This is a genomic window from Mycobacterium asiaticum, assembly GCF_001673635.1.
In the GTDB taxonomy this organism is placed as follows: Bacteria; Actinomycetota; Actinomycetes; order Mycobacteriales; family Mycobacteriaceae; genus Mycobacterium; species Mycobacterium asiaticum_C.
Window position 1 is genome coordinate 1 of sequence record NZ_LZMH01000071.1, and the last position, 21,556, is coordinate 21,556.

At 65.9% G+C, this 21,556-nt stretch carries 17 protein-coding genes; 9 read left to right on the plus strand and 8 right to left on the minus strand.

Annotation, left to right across the window (positions count from 1 at the left end; translation table 11 throughout):
- Positions 1–505: 505 nt before the first annotated feature.
- Positions 506–4,330 (minus strand): PE family protein, encoded by a 3,825-nt coding sequence (locus A5645_RS21410; protein ID WP_065130941.1) that lies wholly within the window; start codon positions 4,328–4,330, stop codon positions 506–508.
- Between the two features lie 378 nt (positions 4,331–4,708).
- The gene (locus A5645_RS27890) at positions 4,709–5,056 is read right to left on the minus strand and encodes a hypothetical protein (protein WP_155768109.1); all 348 of its coding nucleotides are present in this window, start codon (positions 5,054–5,056) and stop codon (positions 4,709–4,711) included.
- A 266-nt stretch (positions 5,057–5,322) separates the two neighbouring features.
- On the opposite strand from A5645_RS27890, the gene A5645_RS21415 reads away from it, so the two are divergent.
- Genes A5645_RS21415 through A5645_RS21425 form a run of 3 tightly spaced genes read left to right on the plus strand, consistent with a single transcriptional unit; the run spans position 5,323 to position 9,623 of the window.
- Positions 5,323–8,094, plus strand: a complete 2,772-nt coding sequence (locus tag A5645_RS21415) for a helix-turn-helix transcriptional regulator (protein WP_065130942.1) — start codon at positions 5,323–5,325, stop codon at positions 8,092–8,094.
- A 35-nt stretch (positions 8,095–8,129) separates the two neighbouring features.
- A complete protein-coding gene (locus A5645_RS21420; RefSeq protein WP_155768110.1) occupies positions 8,130–8,459 on the plus strand; it encodes an acetate and sugar kinases/Hsc70/actin family protein in 330 nt (109 codons plus the stop codon).
- 18 nt (positions 8,460–8,477) lie between these two features.
- Positions 8,478–9,623: an LLM class flavin-dependent oxidoreductase gene (locus A5645_RS21425; RefSeq protein ID WP_065130944.1), complete on the plus strand. Its 1,146-nt coding sequence runs from the start codon at positions 8,478–8,480 to the stop codon at positions 9,621–9,623.
- 240 nt (positions 9,624–9,863) lie between these two features.
- Here A5645_RS21425 and A5645_RS21430 read toward each other — a convergent pair whose 3' ends face one another.
- Together A5645_RS21430 and A5645_RS21435 are read right to left on the minus strand one after the other, a co-directional pair.
- Positions 9,864–10,112 carry a hypothetical protein gene (locus tag A5645_RS21430; protein WP_065130945.1) on the minus strand — a complete coding sequence of 83 codons (249 nt, stop codon included), beginning with the start codon at positions 10,110–10,112 and terminating at the stop codon, positions 9,864–9,866.
- A gap of 182 nt (positions 10,113–10,294) precedes the next feature.
- Entirely contained in the window at positions 10,295–11,158 is an 864-nt protein-coding gene (locus tag A5645_RS21435; RefSeq protein ID WP_065035862.1) for a bestrophin family protein, read from the minus strand.
- Positions 11,159–11,315: 157 nt separating this feature from the next.
- On the opposite strand from A5645_RS21435, the gene A5645_RS21440 reads away from it, so the two are divergent.
- Positions 11,316–13,820 carry a serine/threonine-protein kinase PknD gene (locus tag A5645_RS21440; RefSeq protein ID WP_172830583.1) on the plus strand — a complete coding sequence of 835 codons (2,505 nt, stop codon included), beginning with the start codon at positions 11,316–11,318 and terminating at the stop codon, positions 13,818–13,820.
- Between the two features lie 163 nt (positions 13,821–13,983).
- Complete coding sequence (locus tag A5645_RS21445) at positions 13,984–14,823, plus strand: MBL fold metallo-hydrolase (RefSeq protein ID WP_065130946.1); 840 nt, start codon at positions 13,984–13,986, stop codon at positions 14,821–14,823.
- A 38-nt stretch (positions 14,824–14,861) separates the two neighbouring features.
- On the opposite strand, the gene A5645_RS21450 is transcribed toward A5645_RS21445, so the two are convergent.
- A complete protein-coding gene (locus tag A5645_RS21450; RefSeq protein WP_216638331.1) occupies positions 14,862–15,692 on the minus strand; it encodes an enoyl-CoA hydratase/isomerase family protein in 831 nt (276 codons plus the stop codon).
- A gap of 32 nt (positions 15,693–15,724) precedes the next feature.
- Positions 15,725–16,036, minus strand: coding sequence for a hypothetical protein (locus A5645_RS21455; protein ID WP_065130947.1), 312 nt, complete (start codon positions 16,034–16,036; stop codon positions 15,725–15,727).
- Positions 16,037–16,142: 106 nt separating this feature from the next.
- Between A5645_RS21455 and A5645_RS21460 the strand changes: the two genes are divergently transcribed.
- Together A5645_RS21460 and A5645_RS21465 are read left to right on the plus strand one after the other, a co-directional pair.
- On the plus strand, positions 16,143–17,618 hold the full coding sequence (locus tag A5645_RS21460; RefSeq protein WP_065037492.1) for a biotin carboxylase: 1,476 nt from the start codon (positions 16,143–16,145) through the stop codon (positions 17,616–17,618).
- A gap of 32 nt (positions 17,619–17,650) precedes the next feature.
- The gene (locus tag A5645_RS21465; protein WP_065130951.1) at positions 17,651–18,787 is read left to right on the plus strand and encodes a serine hydrolase domain-containing protein; all 1,137 of its coding nucleotides are present in this window, start codon (positions 17,651–17,653) and stop codon (positions 18,785–18,787) included.
- Between the two features lie 54 nt (positions 18,788–18,841).
- Here the strand turns inward: A5645_RS21465 and A5645_RS21470 are convergent, their stop codons facing one another.
- Positions 18,842–20,092 carry a KasA/KasB family beta-ketoacyl-ACP synthase gene (locus tag A5645_RS21470; protein ID WP_065130948.1) on the minus strand — a complete coding sequence of 417 codons (1,251 nt, stop codon included), beginning with the start codon at positions 20,090–20,092 and terminating at the stop codon, positions 18,842–18,844.
- Positions 20,093–20,177: 85 nt separating this feature from the next.
- Between A5645_RS21470 and arr the strand changes: the two genes are divergently transcribed.
- Positions 20,178–20,618, plus strand: a complete 441-nt coding sequence (gene arr, locus A5645_RS21475) for an NAD(+)--rifampin ADP-ribosyltransferase (RefSeq protein WP_065037490.1) — start codon at positions 20,178–20,180, stop codon at positions 20,616–20,618.
- Positions 20,619–20,677: 59 nt separating this feature from the next.
- The gene (locus A5645_RS21480) at positions 20,678–21,208 is read left to right on the plus strand and encodes an FKBP-type peptidyl-prolyl cis-trans isomerase (RefSeq protein ID WP_065037496.1); all 531 of its coding nucleotides are present in this window, start codon (positions 20,678–20,680) and stop codon (positions 21,206–21,208) included.
- On the opposite strand, the gene A5645_RS21485 is transcribed toward A5645_RS21480, so the two are convergent.
- On the minus strand, positions 21,198–21,548 hold the full coding sequence (locus tag A5645_RS21485; RefSeq protein WP_065130952.1) for a WhiB family transcriptional regulator: 351 nt from the start codon (positions 21,546–21,548) through the stop codon (positions 21,198–21,200). The two genes, A5645_RS21480 and A5645_RS21485, sit on opposite strands and share 11 nt — an antisense overlap.
- Positions 21,549–21,556: the final 8 nt, after the last annotated feature.

Consider the following 21,556-nt stretch of genomic DNA (forward strand, 5'->3'; position numbering starts at 1 on the left):
TGAGCGCGCCACGACCGGGAGGGGCTGGGCAATCGGTGTCCGCAGAGTGGCCGCCGCGTGCGACTCGGTGCGCGTTGTGCGGCTGATGGGACGGTCACCCGACCCGATTAATAACGCAGGAGCGCGGGCATTAGCGCTGTAAAGAGATCCTGCATCCGGGGCCGGGTTGGACAAACAACTGGCAACACATCTCGTACGGGATGACCCGGCAGCTCATCCAATTACCGATAAGCGACATTATGTCAGGTTGAGAGAAGATTGTTCAGTGGGCGTTCGACCCCTCACTTCGCCCAGCTTCGGATTTGGCTTGCTACCCAGCATGTGAATTGCGCACGGTCGCGCTGGCTCCCGGGTAGTTAGTACGAAGATCACGAGGTCGGGCGAAGCTTTTCTCGCGGGCCTGACCTTCTTATCCCTCGGTGTCGTGGCGCGCTCACGATGCGACGAACATGGCACGCAGGAAGGGCGTTCCAGCTTGGTTGGCTCACCGCTGCAGGGTTGAGGGTCAGCCGTGTGCACCTGGTGCGCCGGGATGGCCGGAAGGCCCGCCCAGACCGCCCTGGCCGCCGCTACCGCCGATTCCGCCTCCTATGAAGGGCCGGAAGCCAGTGGCCCCGTAACCCCCATCGCCCCCATCGCTGGTGAGGCCTAAGCCGTTGCCGCCGTCACCACCATCGCCGCCAGTGGGGAGGGCACCCGTCGGGCTCCATTTGAGAGCTTCACCCCCGTGGCCGCCGTCGCCTCCGCCGGCGACTCCATCGCCTCCGTCTCCGCCGTCGCCGCCGTTGGTGACGCCGCCGCCGTAATTGTTGGTGTCGCCGCCGTTGCCGCCTGTCCCACCCTTGCCGGTGGGGCCGCCGTCACCGCCTTTACCGCCGTCGCCGCCGGTGGCGCTTCCGGTTCCTATGTTTGAGGTTCCGTTTTCGTCGGCGCCCGCTTTGCCGCCAGCCCCTCCAGCCCCGCCGCCAGCCGTGCCGTCCCCACCGTCACCGCCGTGACCACCGGTTGCATTCGCGGTGGTGCCAGTGCTCGAGTCTCCACCTACTCCGCCGTCACCGCCGATGCCGCCGGTGCTGGCGCCTCCGCGGCCTCCGGCGCCCCCGACTGCCGTTCCCGAAGCGTCGCCATGGATGGCTGCGTCGCCCCCGGCGCCACCCGCGCCGCCCGCACCGGCGGTACCGGCGCCGCCGTCGCCCCCAGCTGCGGCGACGACCGTTCCAGTGCCGTCGGTGACCGCGGATCCACCATCGCCACCAACCCCGCCGACTGTGCCGTCTCCGCCTCGCCCTGCTGCACCGCCGGTGGCTGTGCCCCCGCCGGTGCCCGGTGAGGTCGTTTCGATGGTTGCCGAGCCACCGGAGCCGCCGTTGCCTCCGGCGCCGGCAGGCCCGCCGTGGGCGCCGTTCGCGCCGGTTCCACCAGTGGCGTTTCCGCTTCCGTAGTTGATCGCCGAACCGCCAGAGCCGCCGGCGCCACCGCCCGCAGCACCGGTGCCGCCAGCTGCGCCGTCCCCGCCTGTGGCGTTTCCAGCTCCGTAGGCGGTGGCGTTGCCTCCATTCAGTGTGCCGCCGCCGGTGCCGGTGATACCGGCGCCACCGGGTCCGGACATTCCACCTGCGGCGTCGCCGCTTCCGAAATTGACTGCGTCACCACCAGAGCCGCCGGACCCACCACTGGTGGCGCCGGTGCCACCAGCGCCACCGGAACCGGCGACAGCGTCCTTATCCGATGCGGTATCGAGAACAAATGCGTCACCACCTCTGCCGCCGGAGCCGCCTTCGCCGTTAGTGCCGGTGCCACCGGAGCCACCCGCGCCGGCAACAGCTGCACCGCTTCCGTCGGTATGGGCAGTACCGCCCCCACCGCCCTGACCGCCCGTGGTGCCGCTGGCTCCGCTCCCAGCGCCACCCCCGGTGGCGCTGCCCGCACCCGTGGTGTAACCGGCGCCGCCGTCGCCGCCAGCACCGCCGGCGCCGGTGGCGCCACCGTCTGTCCCGTTGGCGCCGGCCCCGCCAGTGGCATTTCCTGACCCGTGGCTAGAGGCGTTGCCGCCGGCACCGCCCGCGCCGCCGCCAGTCGCAGCAATGCCCCCGATGCCCCCAACACCGCCGACGGCGTTCCCTGTGCCGTAACTGACCGCCCCGCCGCCTTGGCCGCCGCTCCCGGCGCCGGCGCCAGTACCGCCGGTGCCACCCACTCCGCCGGTGGCGTTGGCGGATCCGTAGGACTCGGCAGACCCGCCGATACCACCGTCCCCGCCGGGACCGGTCGTGCCGTTGCCGCCGACGCCACCAGCAGCCGCGACGATGTCCCCTGCGCCGGAGGTGATCACACCTCCGCCGTTCCCGCCCTGACCGCCCGTCGTGCCGTCGCCTCCGCGCCCGGCAAGACCGCCAGTAGCCGTACCGCCACTGGCGGTACCCGGCGATTGAGGATCGCCGATAATCGCGTCACCGCCGTTACCACCAGCGCCACCAATCCCGGCGGGGCCACCGCCGGTACCGTCGGCGCCCGTACCCCCTGTGGCATTGCCGGATCCCAGGTTGGACGCTTGTCCGCCATTACCACCGGCGCCACCCCCGGCGGCGCCCAACCCGCCGGTGCCTCCGGCCCCGCCGGTCGCATCTCCTGATCCGTTGTTAACCGCCCCACCGCCGGTGCCGCCTGCACCGCCGACGCCACCGACGCTAGACCCACCTGCACCCCCGTCGGCGCCTGCGACGTGACGGGTCGCGCCGCTGCCACCGGCGGCTTCGCCGCCGCCCATGCCGCCGGACCCCCCGACGCCGCTTCCGCCGGCCCCACCTGCTCCGCCGGCCCGGGCGATAACGTCTCCAGTCCCGAACGTGATTGCGCCGCCGCCGTCACCACCGCGGCCCCCCGTGGTGCCGCTTGCTCCGTTCCCAGCGGCACCCCCGGTGGCGGTCCCATTCCCAGCTGTGGCTGGCGATGCGGGATCGCCGATTATCGCCAGGCCGCCGCCGCCGCCCGCCCCACCGGTGCCAGTTGTTCCACCGGCAACTCCGTCCACGCCGCTGCCGCCTGTGGCATTGCCGGTTCCGTAGTTGTAGGCCCAGCCGCCACTGCCGCCAAAGCCACCGCCCGACGCGCCGGTGCCGCCGATCCCACCTGATCCGCCGAAGGCGTCTCCAGATCCGTGGGCAGTTGCGGCGCCGCCCTTCCCACCGCCGCCGCCGACGCCCGCTGTTCCGAGGCCGCCTTGACCGCCCTGCCCACCGACGGCGTTATCAGTTCCAAATGCTTCTACCGCCCCGCCGGTGCCGCCGGTGCCACCGAACTGCGCTGCGCCGCCAGCGCCGCCAGTGCCGCCGGCGCCCAGATTGCCGTTTAGTTCGCCAGTGGCACCGGCACCGCCTTGGCCAGGTGCACCACCCGTCCCGCCCGTGCCGCCGTACATGCCACTACTGCCGCCGGTGCCACCGGTGCCGCCCGTACCACCAGTCCCGCCCGGACCGCCGGCACCGTCGGCTCCTGACACACCGCCGAGTACACCGGATGCTTGACCACCGGCACCGCCTTGACCGCCGACCCCGCCGACCCCTCCAACTCCGCCGGTACCGCCTTGAGCACCCGACAGGGTTGCAGCACCGAGCGCACCGTTCGCACCGCCACCACCGGTGCCACCGATGCCGCCGGCGCCACCTACTCCTCCGGTACCGCCGTCACCCCATAGCAAACCGCCGCGTCCACCAGCCCCGCCGGTGCCCCCCACTCCGCCCTGTCCGCCGGTGCCAGGCGCAATCAGCGAGCTGCCGGCGGTACCGGTGGAGCCGGTCACGCCAGTGCCACCTGCACCACCTGCACCGCCGCGCCCGAAAAGACCCGCGTCTCCGCCGGTGCCGCCAGCGGCACCGGCGGCACCAGACCCTCCTCGGCCGCCATTGCCAAATAAGATCCCGCCGGCTCCACCAGCCTGGCCGGTGCCGGCGGCTCCATTGGCTCCGTCGCCGATGAACGGGCGGTTGAATAGCGCGTAAGCAGGGGCATTGATCAGCCCAAGGATGTCCTGCTCGAGACTTTGGGCTGTGGCGTTGATGGCTTCGGCCGCCCCATAGGCGGACCCGCCGGAGTTGAGCGCTTGCGCAAATCGCTGGTGAAATAGCGCCGCTTGGCTACTCAATTCTTGGTACGCCTGGCCGTGGGTGGAGAACAGCGCGGCGATGGCCGCCGACACCTCATCCCCGGCGGCGGCCAATAAGGTCGTAGTGGGCGCTGCGGCCGCAGCATTCGCCGCACCCAACGCTGAACCGACGTCCGCTACATCTGCTGCTGCCGCCGCAAGCCACTCCGGCACTACTACCAACGACATCGTTGTCTCCCCGCCCTTATAAATGTTTTCGCCGCGGCTGCGAGAGTTCGCGATCCGCGTTCTTCGACCCAATTACCTGGTGTGCTGCGCACGCTATGAGCCGCAGATCTGCTGCTGATAGAGGGATATCCCTTGCATGGAATCGGGCTGTCTCCACTTCGCGCATGTGAGGACCCGTTTCCAGTCGAGTGCGGTGATCAGCCATGAAGTCGCGACCCTCCGGCAGTTTGTGCAGGCCCTCAATTGGGGGGCACACACCGCGAGAACCCAGCCACGCCTTGCCGCAGCTTCTAATACCGTTGGCGCCCCTACGGTGCCGCCGTCGTCACCGGTAGCACGGGGAATCGACTCTCGCCGCCGGTAGTTCTCGCTGGGCCGCTAGCCAGCTTTGGTCAGTTGAAGAGGAAGTGTCATCGGCACGCACCCGAACAGACCGGCAAGCGTTGTGCTGTCGATTGTCGTGATGCACGTAACGCCATCCTGGTTTTCCGACCACTTCCACGTACTGCCCTCCAGGTGGAGCTGCCGCACAGCCTGGTTGCCCATCGTCAGGTTCGTGCAGCCCGGACCGCACGGTGTGAATGTCCACGTTTCGTTGATAGTCGGGCCGTTACCAATCACCGCCGTGTACGGTCCGGTCAGCGCTTCTGCCGAGGCGGGACTTGCCAATCCGACGACGGTACCGGCCCAAATTGCCGAAAAGGTGGCGAGCTGAGTAGCCTTCAATTTCTCCTCCTAAGAATGCGGTGACTCGCACGTTAAGGCTGAGATCGGGGTTCCAGATACAGGGATATCCCTTGCAATCGCGATGTTCGATCCGGTTGAGGCTGTGCGTTATTCGCCGAATGTTGACAGCGCTCTGTTGCCGCTCCCCCTCCACGCCCTGGTCGTATTGCGCGTTTCCCGTTGTACGGGTGTCTTCCGTGCGGGCTTGGCAACAGTTTGCTGATTTGAGTGCGCTCAGGACTTTGCTCTTGTAATGATATTTGCTCGTGGGGAAGGGGACGGTCGGGCGGGAGGCCGAGGCCCGGGCGGTGTCGGAGTTTCTTGAACGTGCCCAGACGGGTCCTGCGGGTTTGGTGGTCCAGGGCGAGGCTGGCATCGGCAAGACCACTTTGATACTCGAGGCGGCCGATCGTGCGGCGGCGCAAGGGTTTCAGGTCCTTTCGGCGCGTGGCTCGCCCGCCGAGGTGAGTTACGCCTACACCGCTGTCGCCGACCTGTTGGCTGGCATCACCGACGCGCCGTTTGCTGACCTGCCTGAGATGCAGCGCCTAGCGCTCAAGCGTACGCAGCTTGGTGATGTAGCCGGTCCAGCCACCGACGAACGCATCGTTGCCGCCGCATTCTTATCGGTGGTCGAGCGGATCAGCACTCAGACGCCGGTGCTGTTGGCAATCGATGACACCCAGTGGTTGGACGCTTCGAGCAAGGCCGTGATCGGCTTCACCGCCCGTCGCCTCCGGGGACGTGTCGGATTGCTGGTGACGCTGCGCACCGGGGAGCCGCTGTCGGTCCTGGAAGAGTCTTGGCTGCAGTTCGCGCGCCCCGAAGCACTGACCCGGTTGGGGATGCGCCCCCTCTCCTTGGGCGGCGTGCATGCTGTTGTTGCGGCGCGGCTGGGCCGCACGCTACCGCGGCCAACGATCACCCGCATTTACGACGTCTCCGGCGGGAACCCGTTTTTCGCGACAGAGCTGGCGGCGGGCGCGGTCGCCGAACCTTCCGGCGCGCTTGTCGGATTGCCCGATAGCCTGTCCGCCTTGGTGCGCCGACGACTTGGCGACGCCGATGAAGAAGTCGGTTCGGTGCTGCTGGCAGCGGCATGCACTGCGGCTCCGACGGTGGATCTGCTTGGCAGCGCCCTTGATGTCACAGCCAGCCGCGTGGTCGAGCTACTGGAATCCGTGGAACGTCTGGCCATTGTCGCCATCGATGGCAACCGGGTGCGCTTTTCTCATCCACTGTTCGCCACCGGGGTCTACACCGGCGCACCCCCGTCGCGCCGGCGGGCAATGCACCGCCGACTCGCTGAGGTCGTCGATCAACCTGAGATCAAGGCTCGCCATTTGGCGTTAGCCGCCGCTAGCGGCGACGCCGCCACACTGTCAGCGCTCGATGCGGCCGCTGAAACCACTTTCGCCCGCGGCGCACCCGCGGTTGCGGCGGAACTGGTCGAGTTGGCGCTGAAGTTGGGCGGCGACACCCCACAGCGTCGAGTTCGGGCGGGCGAGTTGCACTTTCGCGCTGGATCGCTGGTAGCCGCACGCCGTCATTTGCAGGCCGGCCTCGACGCCGCGCCCGCGGGGATCCTGCGTTGCATGGCGCTGATGTGGCTCGGCGCGGTCCTAGGCTACGACGACGACCCGGTGGCAGCAGCTCAGGCGATGGCCGAGGCCGCGCAAGAAGCCGGCGACAACGTTGCGCTGCGGTTGCTGTGCCTGCTACGCCTGGCTTTAACGCTAACCATGATTGATCGCCTCGACGAGGCCATCGAGCGCGCCGATGAGGCGGTCGGGATCGCGAAGCAACTTGGTGTTGCAGGCCTGCACAGCCAGGCGCTGTCTATTTGGGTCGCGGGCAAATTTCTGCAGGGCCTCGGGGTCGACCAGGAGGCGCTGCAGACTGCTCTGGAACTAGAAGACCCACAGGGCGGTGCCACCACATGGTTTCGGGCCAGCGCCGTCCAAGCCATGATGAACGCCTATTCAGGTGACCTGGTTCGCGCTCGCACCCAGATGCGTGCCGTTCAGCGACAAATGCTCGAAGGCGGTACCGAAGTCGACGTCATCTGGGCAGCCGTTCATGTTGCCGCGCTTGCGGTGTGGTCGGGTGACTACGCCGAAGCAGCGCACGCCGCGCAGGAAGCGGTAGAGCGCGCCGAACAATTGGGGGGACGGCTGGCGCTCGTCACCGCGTGGACGCCGCAGGCCGCCGCCGCCGCCTATACCGGCTGCGCAGCCGAAGCACGCGCCGCCGCAAAATCTGCGATCGAGACGGCAAACCAGATCGGCGCCACACAGCTTGCGAAGGAACCGACAACCACTATGGGATTCCTGGAAGTCTCCGTTGGTGACTATCTCGCCGCGGTCGACGTCCTTCGGCCGCTACTTGATCGCTTCGACCCCGTCCGAGGCTGCGAGATAGAAGGCGGCGGTCACCTTCCCGACGCCGTCGAGGCGTTCACGGCACTCGGCCGCATCGAGGACGCCGAACCCCTCGTCCACGCTTTGGAAACCAACGGCGCCATACGCGATCGTCCTTGGATGCTGGCGATGGGGGCTCGCGGACGTGGCCACATCGCAGCAGCACGGGGCGACCTAGCGTCTGCTCAAAGTGCAATCGAACAAGCCATGACCCATCATGAGCGGCTGCCAATGCCCTTCGAGCGGGCCCGCACGCAATTGCTCCTCGGTGCGGTGCAGCGACGCCGGCGCCGCTACCAGGCAGCCGCAAACAACTTGAGTGAAGCACTCAAGACTTTCCAGGACCTTGGAACACCGCTCTGGGCGGCCCGAGCCCAGGCAGAACTGGGCCGGTTGGACTACTCGCGCGGTGATGGCAATGAATTGACAGCGGCCGAGCAGCGAGTGGCCGCCTTGGCCGCGAGCGGACTGTCCAACAAAGAGATCGCGGCGCAACTGTTCATCTCGGCAAAAACCGTGGAAATGAACCTGAGCCGTGTCTACCGCAAATTGGGCATCCGGTCGCGGGGCGGGCTGTCGTCAGCGCTGGCTTCGATAGAAATACAGGGAAATCCCTGATTCAGCAGGCCCGGCGCACCCCTACCGTCTACACGGTGACCAAGAGTGCTCAAGCATTGGTGTGTTTCTTGGTGGAGTGGTACCAGGGCGGGCCGATCGGATTGTCAGCCGACGACGCTGCTGTGCACCTTCTCCGCGCAGCATCCGCATCGGAACGACTCGGCGAGCCCGTGGACCTGGTTCTGGTCTTGACGATGCCAGCGGACAGCACCCTGTTCGCGGTGTTCACTTCTGCTGATGTGGAGGCGGTAATTCACGCCTGCCAGCGCGCCGGTTGGCCGGCCGATCGGATCACCGCCGACGTGCAGCCTTGGCTTCCGGCGGGTAATCCTTGTGACGGGCGCGGCAGCGCGGCAGTGAGTTAGCGCAAGAGGGGGTGATAGATGGCCAGGCTCCGTGTCGGTGTACAGGGACCCCTGTTCGTGTCCCGGCCTAGGGCCGATGCCTTCAATCGGGTTTCTTTTTTGAGTGCGGCGCTCAATCGCGTCGACTCGTTCTGGGTGCCCGATCACCTCAACGGCGTGTTCCCGCGGTCCTTGTGGAAGCAGAAGTACTGCGGCGCTGTCCGATTGGTGCCATCGCCGGACGCCTACCTGGAACCGTGGACCATGCTGGGGCACCTGGCCGGGCGAAACCGCTTGGGAGGCATGCGGTTAGGCGTTGCAGTGACCGATACCGGGCGGCGAAACCCAGCGGTCACCGCACAAGCCGCCGCGACGCTGAATCTGCTGACCCGCGGACGCGCCATCCTCGGCATCGGACCCGGCGAGCGGGAGGGCAACGAACCCTACGGTATTGACTGGTCTCGACCCGTTGCGAGGTTCGAAGAAGCGATAGCAACGATCAAGGCGCTGTGGAACTCCAACGGTGAACTGGTCAACCGCGACTCCCCCTATTTCCCGCTGCGCAACGCAGTCTTCGATCTGCCTCCCTATCAAGGGAATTGGCCACAAATTTGGATAGCGGGCCACAAGCCGCGAATGCTGCGCGCAGTTGGCCGTTACGCCGACGGCTTCCTGCCCGCCTACGCTCAACGGCCGCAGGATTACGCAGAGCGGCTGGACGCAGTGCGTAGCGCCGCATCTGACGCCGGACGAGACCCCATGAGCATCGTTCCAGCGATGTGGTTGCCGGTGGTCACCGGCAAGAGCCGCCGAGATGTCGACGAAGCACTGGAATCCGAACTGATCAAAATCGGCGGCCTCAACTTCCCCGACGAGGTATTCGAGCGCCATGGCGCCAAACACCCGATGGGCGAACGGTTCTCCGGCGTCCAGGACCTACTCCCCCACGACATCGACGAACAAACAGCGCTGACCTACATCAGACAGATACCCACCACCGTGATACGAGAAGCCACCCTCAACGGCCCGCCAGAGGAAGTGCTTGAGCAAGCAGCGCAGTGGCGTGACAGCGGCGTGCGGTACTTCATCCTTGCCAATGTGAGCCCGCTGCAGCGCAGCCTGCGGAAGGGGCTGGCCTCCGCGCGGCATTTCAACACGATTGTTCGTGGGCTCAAGCGTCTGTAGTTGCCGCCCGCGACTGTCGCCGCACACTTTGTCATGGCCAAACCGTGGACATCCGCGTCCCAACGAGAGCGCATGCCGCGACGATGCCCGCAGTGTCCTCGGCTGCGCGGGTCCAAGAAGCCCACTCAGATAAGTCGAACGTGAGTCGGGTGCGTGAACCGTTCGCCGCGCAGATCTGATCTACCGACGTCGCATCGCTGCTTGGGGGTATAGCGCTGCAGATAGCAAGGCCTGTCTCCCCTAGTAACCCATCGTCAAGATCGCGCCCGCGGAGAGGCCGATCAACGCCGTAAGGGATACCAAGATGATGGTCATCGCCGCGCGCACGATCTCGTCTTCGGTAAGTCGCCAGCGCGGCTTGAGGTTGACGGGCCCGCTGTCCTCTCGACAGCCGATTGCGTTGATGCTTGCAACCGCCGCGATGAAATCGTCATGGTTGTAGGCGACGCATTGCTCGACTTGGTCGTGCGCATCGATTGCGGTGCTCATGTCATAGCCCCCCAAGGCTTGCGGACGCCGATAGGCGTTATGCGGGTCGAACGCTTAGGCATTTCGTATCTCCAAAGATAGGAGCGCGAAATCGCGATTGCGGCAACGATCCCTAACGGTCACGGCACAGGTGGGCAACTACTGACGACCGCGGTCGTCAGCGGCGTGTGGCACCCCTGCTGCTAAATGCCCGCCTGGGCGTAGATGTTTTTGTGGATCGTTGTGCAGATGTCCTCGAGCGGGAGGTCGTTCGCGTCATGCCCGAATGGGCTTTCGATCTCGACGCCTATTTCCTCGATGCCAAAGAATGTGTAAGCGATGATGAGGACGTCGATAATGGTCGTCCAGCCGAAGGTCTCGACCATGGCGAACGGGAGGGTGAAGCAGTAGAGGACCAGCGCCCGGCGCAGGTGAACGGCGTAGGCAAAAGGCATCGGCGTCTTGTGAATTCGTTCGCAGCTGCCCAGGTAGTCGACCAGGAGCTGAATGTTCTCGTCCATCGACGTGAGCATGATGTCAGAGATCAGTTCGCGCTCGTGCGCCTCCCGAAGGCAGTCCGACATGTTGGCAGCCACAGCGAGAGCAGGATGCTGGGCGTCCATCGCCGCGTGCGCCTCGGCGGGCGGAAGTTCAGTGATATGAGGCCAGGGTCCGCCGGTACCGCGCAGGCTGTGCATGGTCGCCCAGGGAAAGGCGGCTGTCCATCGGGTGAGCCGGGCGACCAGCGCCGGATCCCCCTTGATGTAGACGCTGGCGCTGCGGACGAGGTTCCGTGTTTCATTCACGATCCCTCCCCAGAGCTTGCGTCCCTCCCAGAAACGCTCATAGCTGGAGCTGGTGCGGAAAACCAGAAGGAGACCCAGTGCGAGGCCCATCAGGGTGTGCAGCTGGATCGGCATGCCGACGGGCGCGACGTAATTGTGAAAGGCGACAACCGCGCCCGACCACGCGACGCAGAGGGAGACTCGGCCGATGATCTCGCGGACCAGCGAGCCGCGAATGTCAAAAAAGTGGTCAAGCCATTTGTGCGAATCGTATTGGATCATAGTCAATTTCGCGTAGTCGGGATATAGACGGGCGCGCCGCCGGATCGTCCCAGATTTTAATGCCTGGCGCAACACCTATGGTTTCCCCTAAAGCCCCCAAGGCCCGCATGCAGGCGTTGTAGCATCCAGGCACCGTTCGCGGTCGGAGGGAGGTTTGGTGGGGGCGGAGTCGCCGGGCGAGGTCTTCGGGCGCTACCGGCTACTCGAGACGCTCCGATGGGGCGGCACGGGCACGGTCTATCGGGCCTACGACACGACAATGAGTCGCGAAGTTGCCGTTCGGGTGCTTCCCTCGGCGCCGACCGATGAGCCGGGGCGGCACGAGCGACTCCGCGATCGGCTCGCCATTGCGGCGAGGCTGAGCTGTCCGCACATCATGCCCATCTACGAAATCGGCACCATCGACGGACGGCTTTACCTGTCGATGCCCATGTTCGACGGCACTGATCTGCACAGCTTGCTCTGTCGCGACGGTCCCATGAATCCGAGGTCCGCCGTCCGAGTAATCGAGCAGGCTGCTGTGGCCGTGGAAGCGATACACAACGACGGCCTGGTTCACGGTGATGTGAAGCCGTCGAACCTGTTCGTGGCCTGGGGTGAATTCGTATACCTGCTCGATTTCGCGGTGGCGCCCGAGCACTACGGTCCCGGTCCCGTCGAACCCAGCAGCGACATCAATTCCCTGGGCCGTGTGCTGTACGAGTGCCTGACGGGGCAGCAGGCCGTTGAAGGCGAGCAATCGCCCAAGCCCACCGACATCAACCCCGCAATCCCGACTGGATTTGACGAAGTGGTGGCGCGTGCGATGGCCAGCGGGCCCGATGACCGCTATCAGACCGCCCGCGAGTTGGCTGTCGCGGCACGAGATGCCCTTGCATCCCCCGTCGCCGCAGCAGCGAAGCCCCCGCGTGAAGTTGAGTTCGGCCGCTATCGGCTTTTCGAACTGCTCGGTCAAGGCAGCATGGGGTCGGTATACCGGGCCCACGACACCGCCCTGGACCGCGATGTGGCGGTCAAAGTGCTGCGGCCCGAAATGGCTACCGAGCCAGGCTTTGAAGAGCGGTTCCGTCGCGAAGCCTTTGCGGCCGGCCGACTGGCCAACCCCAACATCATCCCGATTTACGACGCCGGGGAGATCGATGGGCGTCTGTATCTCGTGATGCCGATCATCGACGGTGTCGACCTGCATACCGTGCTGCGTCGCGATGGGCCAATGAGCCCGCCCAAGGCGGTGCGGGTTGTCGAACAGGCCGCTGCGGCGCTGGACGCAGCCCACAATTCGGGGCTGGTGCATCGCGATGTGAAGCCGTCGAACCTTTTGGTGGTCGCCGATGAGTTCGTGTACTTGATCGACTTCGGACTGGTGCAAGAGGCGCTCGGGACTCGCCTGACCCGCACGAATATCAACCCGGGGACTCCGGCGTATATGGCTCCGGAGCGCTTCAAACTTGAAACCATCGCCGATGCCCGGGGCGACGTGTATTCACTGGCCTGTGTGCTTTACGAGTGCCTGACCGGGCAGCCACCCTTTTCGGGTGGCGGTGTGGAGGGCTTGGCCGCCGCTCACCTGTTCAGCGAGCCGCCCAAGCCCCGCGGCATCGTCCCTGCGATACCAGTGGGTTTCGACGAGGTCATCGCGCGCGGGATGGCCAAGGAACTCGATGACCGATACCAAACCGCGAGTGAGTTGGCTACGGCTGCAAGGCAGGCACTCTCCTCCGGCTCCGTCGACGCCGCCACCGAACCGTCCGCCGCAACGCCGGCCGCCGAGTCGACAGCCGCGGCGCCGTCGTCGCGCAATCGTCGGCGCGCCCTGGCCATCGCCGCCGCCGCGATCGTCGTCGCCGCTGTCGCCGCATTCCTGGGACTCACCAACCAGACCCATTCGAAAGCACCGGCTCAGACCCTGGTGCAGTTCACCGGTCTCGCCGGACCCGCGGGTATTACGGTCAGCGCGAAGGGCGACGTGTATGTCGTTGACAGCGGCAACAACCGAGTGCTGGAGTTGGCCGCCGGCTCAAGCAGCCAGACCGTAATACCGTTCCCCGGACTGGACCATCCCGACGACATATCGGTCGACAATGCGGGCAATGTAGTGGTCACCGAACCGAGGCGGCACCGAGTTTCGGAGCTGACGCCAGGGTCGACCAGTCCGATCGTGCTGCCATTCGCTGACCTCGGGGAGCCAACCGGTGTGGCCCTCAGTTCGCACGAACCGCGCCCCGACCAAGCCGTCATCGTCACCGACGCCACACACAACCGGGTGCTGGCGCTGCGCATGCATTCGGCCGGGCAGACCGAGCTGCCGTTCACCGGATTGGACGGTCCCTCCGCCGTCACCGTCGGCCCCGACCATGCCGTCTACGTCATCGATCGGGAGAACGAGCGGGTGCTGAAGCTGCCCCGGACGGCGATCGTCGATACGGTGCTGCCCTACGTGATCGGTCGTCCGGACTGGGTGGCGGTCGACTCCGACGGCAATGCATACGTGTCCGACAGCCACGGCAATCGCGTCCTGAAGTTGGTCAAGGAATCGAGTACGGCGATCACGTTGCCGTTCAACGGACTTAACAATCCACAAGGCGTCACGGTTGATGCCGCAGGCAATGTCTACGTCGTGGACGCCGGCAACAACCGGGTGCTGAAGCTGCCCCCGAGCTGACGGTGTAGGAACGCCATAGTCGGTCGCGCCGCGTCGCTCGTGAACCTGACTTATCCGGGGTAGCCGATCATATTCATGTGGTTCGGTCCCTTGTGCCGGTCAGGACGCCGGAGGATTCTCTACTCCATGAGCGGGTTCGGGTAGACATCTGAAGGAGAAGCGCATGACCTCTCTTACGCTTTCCGGCGACGAGACAGCGGATTTCACCGAGGGTGACGTCTACTTCATCGGGAATGCGACAACGCTGATCCGTTACGGCGGATTGACCATTCTCACCGATCCGGCTTTCCTGCATAAGGGCGAGCATGTTCACCTCGGCCACGGCATTTGGGCGCGGCGTGAAGTCGAGCCGGCCTGCCAGATCAACGACCTCCCGCCGATCGACCTGATCGTCTTATCGCACTATCACGGCGACCATTTCGATGATGTGGCGGCGCGCGAGCTTGACAAGGAGTTACCGATCGTCTCGACGGCCGACGCAGTCGACAAGCTGAGAGGACTGGGGTTCCAGCGGGGCCTCCCCCTGGACACCTGGGAATCCGTCGAGGTGCGTAAAGGTGAAGCGACACTGAAGATTACGGCTATGCCGGCCAAGCACGCGACGGAGGAAGCCGTCGAGGAATTGCTCATGCCCGTCAACGGCCACCTGCTCGACTTCGGGCGCCATGGTGAGCTGCGGTACCGGCTGTACATCACCGGGGACACCATGCTCGTCGACAGCCTGGAAGACATCCCCCAGCGGTACCCTGACATCGACCTGGGCCTGATTCACACCGGTGGCACAACCTTCCTGGTGACCGTCGTAACGATGACGGGTGAGCAGGCGGTACGTGCGGTGGAAATCACCAAGCCCCGCACCGCGATCCCTATCCATTACAACGACTTCTCGGTGTTCCTCTCCGGCCTTGACGACTTCAAGAAAGCAGCCGAGGCATCAAGCACAGCAACAGAATTCGTGTATTTGGCGCACGGAGAAAGTTATACCTTCACGCCGTGTGAATGAGGCACCCGACTGCCGTCAGGATCGGACTCGGGAAGGACCTAGCCATCCAGCGGCTGACCCAGGTGGTAACCCATACGCAGCTCATAGTCCCCGGGCTGATTGCGCCCAGCGGCCAGCGCGACCTCACGCCGGCGCTTGGACCCGGGCCAGTTGAACGATTCGAGGTAGATCTCGAGCGAGGACACCATGTCCTCGGGCGACGGTAAGGCGTGCCGGTTGATTTGCTGCTTGACCGCCGCGATGGACTCCTTGTCGTAGGAGGCGATCCGGCGAGCCAGCGTGTCCACCAACGAATCCAGGGCACCGTCGTCGACGGCACGGTTGACCCACCCGTACCGCTCGGCAAGGTCGGCCGGGTAGTCGTCGCTGGACAGCGCAACCTCCAACGCCCTGGCCCGGCCCAGCAGTCGCGGAAGGTGCTCTAATCCGCCACCGCCAGGCAGGTTTCCGCTCGCGGTTTCGGGCTGGCCGAACAGTGCCCGCTCACTGGCGAAGCGCATGTCCATCGCCAGGGTCAGCTCGCTGCCGATGCCGCGCACACGTCCGCGGATCTTGGCGATCGACACCACCGGCAGCAATGAGAGGCGGATGCTGGTATCGACCGTCAGCGGGTAGCCCGTCGGACCCAAGCCTTTCGGCGTTTCCGCGACGCGAGACGTGTCGTAGTGATTCAGGAAGTAGTCGGGGTTGGCCGACTCGAACACCACCACGCGCAGTTCACGGGCTGCCGTCATCTGATCGATCAGCTCGGGCAATTCGACAAGTATCTCCGGGGTCACCATGTTGATCGGCGGGCTGTCGAAAGTGACCCGCCAGAGAGACTCGTCCTCGACGAGAACCGAAAAATGCGTCCACTGCTGCACTTTCACACCTCGATCCGCACGGACGAAAACCCACGACGCTAGCGCAGGTAGACCAGGGCATTGTTGCCGCCCTGGCACACCGAGCCGGCAGCGGTACAGGTCATCGAGTACGTCTGGCCGGTAACCGGGCTCTTGACGTCGAACGGTTGCGAGCCGTTCCCGTAAGCGTGGTACGCCTCGGCGGTGCTCAGGGCGAATTGGCACGATGTGTCCGAGTTACCGGCGTAGACCGACGCGCCGCGACTTGATTTGCCGCAGTAGGTGTCGGCCACGGCGGCCGGCGGCGCGGTCATCAAACCTGCCAGTGTGACTGCCAGCGCAGCCGATACGACGAGAATCCGCTTGATCATCAGATGAACCTCCCGCTCGGGTTGTAACAAGCTGACCCGATGCGACTCCGAAAGCGCAAGAGGCGGAAAAGGCGACACGGTCACCGGAATGCCGCAAACTTGTGTAATGGACGCTTCCCCCGTGCCCGCGCAACCGCGCCGCACCTTGACTGGCCTGTCGGACATCCGCGCGTTCTTTCACACCAACAAGGTGCCGTTGTACTTCATCTCCCCGACGCCATTCAATCTGCTGGGCGTTGACCGCTGGATACGAAACTTCTTTTACCTCACCTACTTTGACTCTTTCGAGGGCACGCATTCGCGCGTGTTCGTGCCCCGCCGGCGCGACCGCCGTGATTTCGACTCCATGGACGACGTGTGCAGCCACCTGCTGTCCGATGCCGAGACACTCGAATTCATTGCCGGTCGCGGGCCCGGCGGCAAGTGCTGCTTTGTGATGCTCAATGCCGAAATCCAAGCCCTCGCGCGGCAGGCGGGTCTCGAGGTCATGCACCCGCCGATCGAACTGCGCGAGCGCCTCGGCTCGAAGATCGTCATGACCCGGCTGGCCAATGAGGCGGGTATACCGAGCGTTCCGCACGTTATCGGACGGGCCGGCTCCTACGACGAACTGCTGGCGCTGGCGCAAAGCGCGGGATTGGGCGATGACCTCGTCATCTCGATCGCCTACGGGAATGCCGGCAGCGGCACGTTCTTCGTGCACGGTCAGCGCGACTGGGATGAGCACGCCGCCGACCTGAGCTGTCAGGAACTAAAGGTCATGAAGCGCATCCGCAATGTGGAGGTGTGCCTTGAAGGTGCCGTGACCCGCCACGGCACCGTGATCGGCCCCGCGATGACGAGCCTCGTCGGCTATTCGGAGCTGACGCCACATCGGGGCAGCTGGTGTGGCAATGACATCTGGCGCGAGGTGTTGCCGCCCGCACAGACGCGCGCCGCGCGTGAAATGGTGGGAAAGCTGGGTGACGTCATGCGCCGCGAGGGTTACCGCGGCTACTTCGAGGTGGACCTGCTGCACGACCTCGACTCCGACGAGCTCTACCTCGGCGAGGTGAACCCGCGGCTCAGTGGCGCCAGCCCGATGACGAACCTGACCACAGAGGCCTACGCCGACATGCCCCTGTTCCTCTTCCACCTGCTCGAGTACATGGACGTCGAGTACGAGCTCGACATCGACGAGATCAACGCGCGGTGGGAGCGCGGCTACGGCGAGGACGAGGTGTGGGGCCAGGTGATCATCACCGAGACGTCGCCGGATCTCGAGATCTTCACCGCGACACCACGCACCGGCGTCTGGCGCATCGACGACGAGGGGCGCGTCTCGTATGCACGCTCCGCCAACGACTGGGCCACCTTGCTCGACGGGTCTGAGGCCTTTTACATGCGTGTCGCGGCGCCGGGCGACTTACGGTCTGAGGGCGCCCAACTCGGTGTGCTCGTCACCCGCTCACACCTGCAGACCGACGATTATCGGCTCACCGATCGCTGCCAGCGCTGGGTCAAAGGCATGAAGTCGAAGTTCGTGTCGACGCCCCTGGTGCCGGCCGCCCCGATCGTTTCCCGCCTCGTCGCGCGAGCGTGAGCGCCCCGGCCGGCGTCTCGCTGGAGAACTGGATGTCGGCGCCGTATGCGCAGTGGTCTTTCCAGCACGTCGAAGACATGGTGCCGACGGCGATTATCGCCCGCGGGACCGGACCGGCCGCCGCGCTGCCCGACTCCCAGAGCCCGGTGGCCGAGATTTCGGTGACCACCAAGAGAGGTGTTGCCACCACCGTCGGCACGGTGATGGCCACCACCGCGACCGACGGCTGGGCCGTCGCCTGGCGCGGTTCGCTGCTGGCCGAGCAATACTGCGGGAGTCTGACCCGCCACACCCGGCACCTGCTGTTTTCGGTGAGCAAATCGCTGGTGGCCGCCGTCGTCGGTGCGCTGCACGGGTCCGGCGCCATCGACCTCGAGGCGCCCGTGACGGCATTCGTCCCCGCCCTGGAGCACTGCGGCTACGCCGGCGCGACGGTGCGCCACCTGCTGGATATGCGGTCAGGGATCGCGTTCTCGGAGCACTATAAAGACCCGTCGGCGGAGGTCCATCTCCTCGATCAGGCGATGGGGTGGGCGCCCAGGAGCACTCCCGACGCCCCCGCCACGCTGAAAGAGTTTCTGCTGACCCTGCGCCGGAAGGCGCCGCACGGCGGCCCATTCGAATATCGCTCGTGTGAAACAGACGTGCTCGGCTGGATCTGCGAAGTCGTCGGCGCTCAGCGGATGCCCACGCTGATGTCGGAACTGCTGTGGAGCCGCATCGGGGCCGAAACCGACGCCAGCATCGGCGTAGACACCGAGGGCACCGGACTGTTCGACGGCGGCATCAACGCCTGCCTCACCGACATGATCCGGTTCGGGTCGTTGTTTTTAAGCGACGGCGTCTCGTTGACCGGTCGCCAAGTGGTGCCCGCGGCGTGGATCGCCGACACCCTCGACGGGGGGCCCGACTCACGCGCGGCGTTCGCGGCCGGCCCCGACGACAACGAAATGCCCGGTGGGATGTACCGCAACCAGGTGTGGTTCCCCTACCACGGCAGCAACGTGCTGCTGTGCCTGGGCATGCGCGGCCAGATGATCTACGTCAACCGCGCCGCGGAGGTGGTTGCCGCCAAACTGTCCACCGAATCCGAGTCGCACGAACCGCACATGATCGATGCGCTGCGGGCTTTCGACGCGGTCGCCAACGAACTAGGTGGTACGCCGTGATCTGCGAGATCGACGCGAGTAATGCGGTTGCGGTCGACTGCTCGAAATGACAGATCAGGCCGCGCCGAACACCACCGCGACGTTGTTGCCGCCCATTCCGAACGACTCCGTCACCGCGTAGCGGTAATCCCCGCGCCGGGCCTCCCCCGCAACGACATCGAGATCGATCTCGGGGTCCAGCTCCGCGAGGTTCAACGTGGGCGGGATGACTCCGTCCCGCAGCGCCTGCACGGTCAGCACCGCCTCGACTGCCCCGGCGGCGCCCAGCGAGTGGCCGAGAGCCGCCTTGGGCGCGTACACCGCGGGCGAGTGTGCGCCGAGTGCCCGCCGGATAGCTCGGGCCTCGGCCAGGTCGCCGGACTTCGTGCCGGTCGCGTGCGCGTTGATGTGGTCGATGTCGGTCGGTTGCAGCCCAGCCAGCTCGATCGCACGGACAATCGCGTCGCCGGCGCGCTCGCCGCTCGGGTCCGGCTCCACAACGTCGTATCCGTCCGACGTCGACGCCGCGCCCAGCAAGCGGGCCAAGATTGGCGCTCCACGGCTCTTGGCGTGCTCCTCGCTTTCGACCAGCAACAGTGCGCCACCCTCCCCGAACACCATGCCGTCGCGGTGCGCGTCGAACGGCCGGCACGCGCCGGGCGGATCGTCATTGTTGGTCGACAACATGCCGAGCTGCCAGAACGTGGCGGTCGGCACCGCCTCGATGACGGTCTCCACTCCGCCGCAGATCGCAACGTCGGCCTCGCCCAGCACAATTTGCCGCCAGGCTTGCGCGATGGCCACCGCTCCGGAAGCGTCGGCGACCACCGGCGAAATGACTCCGGCCTTGGCCTGGTGGTCAAGCCCGACCGCGGCGGCGGGGGCGTTGGGCATGTATTTCTGCACAGACAGCGGCGTGACCGCACGCATGCCCTTGACCTTCCACGTCTCATACCACGGCGGGATGTCTTCGGTGCTGCCCAGCGCCAGGCCGATTGAGACCATCAGCCGATTGGTGTCGACCTCGGGTGAACCGGCCTGCTCCCACAGTCGCCGGCCCAGCACGGTCGCCATCTTCTGCATGAACGCGAACCGGCGCGATTCGACCCGATTGAGTTGCTCGTCGAAATTTTCGCGCAGCGGACCGCCGATTCGCACCGGCGAGTCGAACTCGGTGACGAATGGCTTGTCGAGCTCGCGAATACCGCTGTGCCCCTGCAGCAATTGCCGCCAGGTCTCCTCGGCGTCCGTTGCCAGCGCGGTGGTGGATGTCACCGCGGTGACGACGACGTCGGAAAGCCCTTCGCCGGTTCTCAACCCTGCCATGACGGTCGCTCCCCTTCCGTCCCTACCAGCATCCCTGGGTTCCGACGCTACCGTGCGGCACAATTTCTCCACCACGCACTAACGAATGGAGTCCCGTTTGCCAGCCGTACCAGAGCCTTTCGTCGTCCACGAGTCCGGCGCGTTGCTGCACGGAACCAAGGCCGACCTGTCAGTCGGTGACAGGCTGGTGCCCGGCCGCCGCTCGAACTACGGCGGCGGACGCACGGCCAATCACGTCTACGTGACAGCCACCCTGGATGCCGCGGTGTGGGGTGCCGAGTTAGCGGTGGGTGACGGCCGCTGCCGCGTATACATCGTGGAACCGGAGGGCCCGCTGGAAGACGACCCGAACGTCACCGACAAGAAGTTCCCGGGCAATCCCACCCGCTCCTACCGCACCCGGCAGCCGGTGAAGATCGTCGGAGAGCTCACCGACTGGGTGGGGCATACGCCCGAACAGCTGCAAGCCATGCGCGATGGCCTCGCTGATCTCGAGCGCCGGGGACTCGCGGTCATCTACGACTGATCCGGCGGCAGCGGCCCGCAACACCTGGCTGTAGCGTGGCGCCCGTGAAGCCCTCCCGGATGCATTCCCTCGTCGCGCTCACGGCCTGCGTAGCGGCTGCCGTCCTGGTGCCCGCCGGTGTGGCAAACGCGGCCGCCACCTGCCCGACCGCTGCCCCACAGAACGGCGCCACCCCTGACTGGACATTGAACGGGGCCACCGGCAGCGTCGCCGTCACCGGTTCCACCGATGCAGCGGCGCCGCGCGTGGCCGTGACGCCGCCCTTCAGCGTGACCCAGACCCAGGTGCAGACGCTGCACGCCGGGGACGGGCCGGTGGTTCCGGCCACGGCCCGGGTGACGGTCTGCTACATGGGCGTCAACGGCCGCGACGGTTCGGTGTTCGACAACAGCTATGAACGCGGCGCCCCGGTCGCCTTCCCGCTCACCAACGTCATCACCGGCTTCCAGAAGGCCATCGCCGGGCAGAAAGTCGGTTCGACGGTCGCCGTGGCGATGACCCCCGCGGATGGCTACCCCGACGGTCAGCCCAGCGCCGGCATCAAGCCCGGTGACTCGCTGGTCTTCGCCATCAAGATCCTCAGCGCCTAGGACTAGCGGCCGACCGGCCCCGTTGCCGCGCAAGGAAGTCCGCCCACGACACGACATCGGGGTGCTTCTTGAGCAACGCCCGGCGCGCACGCTCCGTCAAGCCGCCCCAGACGCCGTACTCGATGTTGTTGTCCAGCGCTTCAGCGGCGCACTGCTGCATCACCGGGCAGTCCCGACAGATCGAGATGGCTTTGCGCTGCTCGGCGCCACTGACGAACAACTGATCCGGGTCCTGGGTCCTACAGAGCGCGCTGATGACCCAGTCGCGGTCGCCTCGCTCACCCGAGCGTGTCGTGGTCTGTGCTGTCGCAAGCGTTACAACCGGCCGCGTTCCTGACAGTGACACCG

What these genes read in the sequence shown, in the direction of transcription:
- A5645_RS21410 (WP_065130941.1), bottom strand. Translation starts at nt 4,330, where the DNA reads ATGTCGTTGGTAGTAGTGCCGGAGTGGCTTGCGGCGGCAGCAGCAGAT.
- A5645_RS21425 (WP_065130944.1), top strand. Translation starts at nt 8,478, where the DNA reads ATGGCCAGGCTCCGTGTCGGTGTACAGGGACCCCTGTTCGTGTCCCGG.
- A5645_RS21430 (WP_065130945.1), bottom strand. Translation starts at nt 10,112, where the DNA reads ATGAGCACCGCAATCGATGCGCACGACCAAGTCGAGCAATGCGTCGCC.
- A5645_RS21435 (WP_065035862.1), bottom strand. Translation starts at nt 11,158, where the DNA reads ATGATCCAATACGATTCGCACAAATGGCTTGACCACTTTTTTGACATT.
- A5645_RS21445 (WP_065130946.1), top strand. Translation starts at nt 13,984, where the DNA reads ATGACCTCTCTTACGCTTTCCGGCGACGAGACAGCGGATTTCACCGAG.
- A5645_RS21455 (WP_065130947.1), bottom strand. Translation starts at nt 16,036, where the DNA reads ATGATCAAGCGGATTCTCGTCGTATCGGCTGCGCTGGCAGTCACACTG.
- A5645_RS21460 (WP_065037492.1), top strand. Translation starts at nt 16,143, where the DNA reads ATGGACGCTTCCCCCGTGCCCGCGCAACCGCGCCGCACCTTGACTGGC.
- A5645_RS21465 (WP_065130951.1), top strand. Translation starts at nt 17,651, where the DNA reads ATGTCGGCGCCGTATGCGCAGTGGTCTTTCCAGCACGTCGAAGACATG.
- A5645_RS21470 (WP_065130948.1), bottom strand. Translation starts at nt 20,092, where the DNA reads ATGGCAGGGTTGAGAACCGGCGAAGGGCTTTCCGACGTCGTCGTCACC.
- arr (WP_065037490.1), top strand. Translation starts at nt 20,178, where the DNA reads ATGGAGTCCCGTTTGCCAGCCGTACCAGAGCCTTTCGTCGTCCACGAG.
- A5645_RS21480 (WP_065037496.1), top strand. Translation starts at nt 20,678, where the DNA reads ATGCATTCCCTCGTCGCGCTCACGGCCTGCGTAGCGGCTGCCGTCCTG.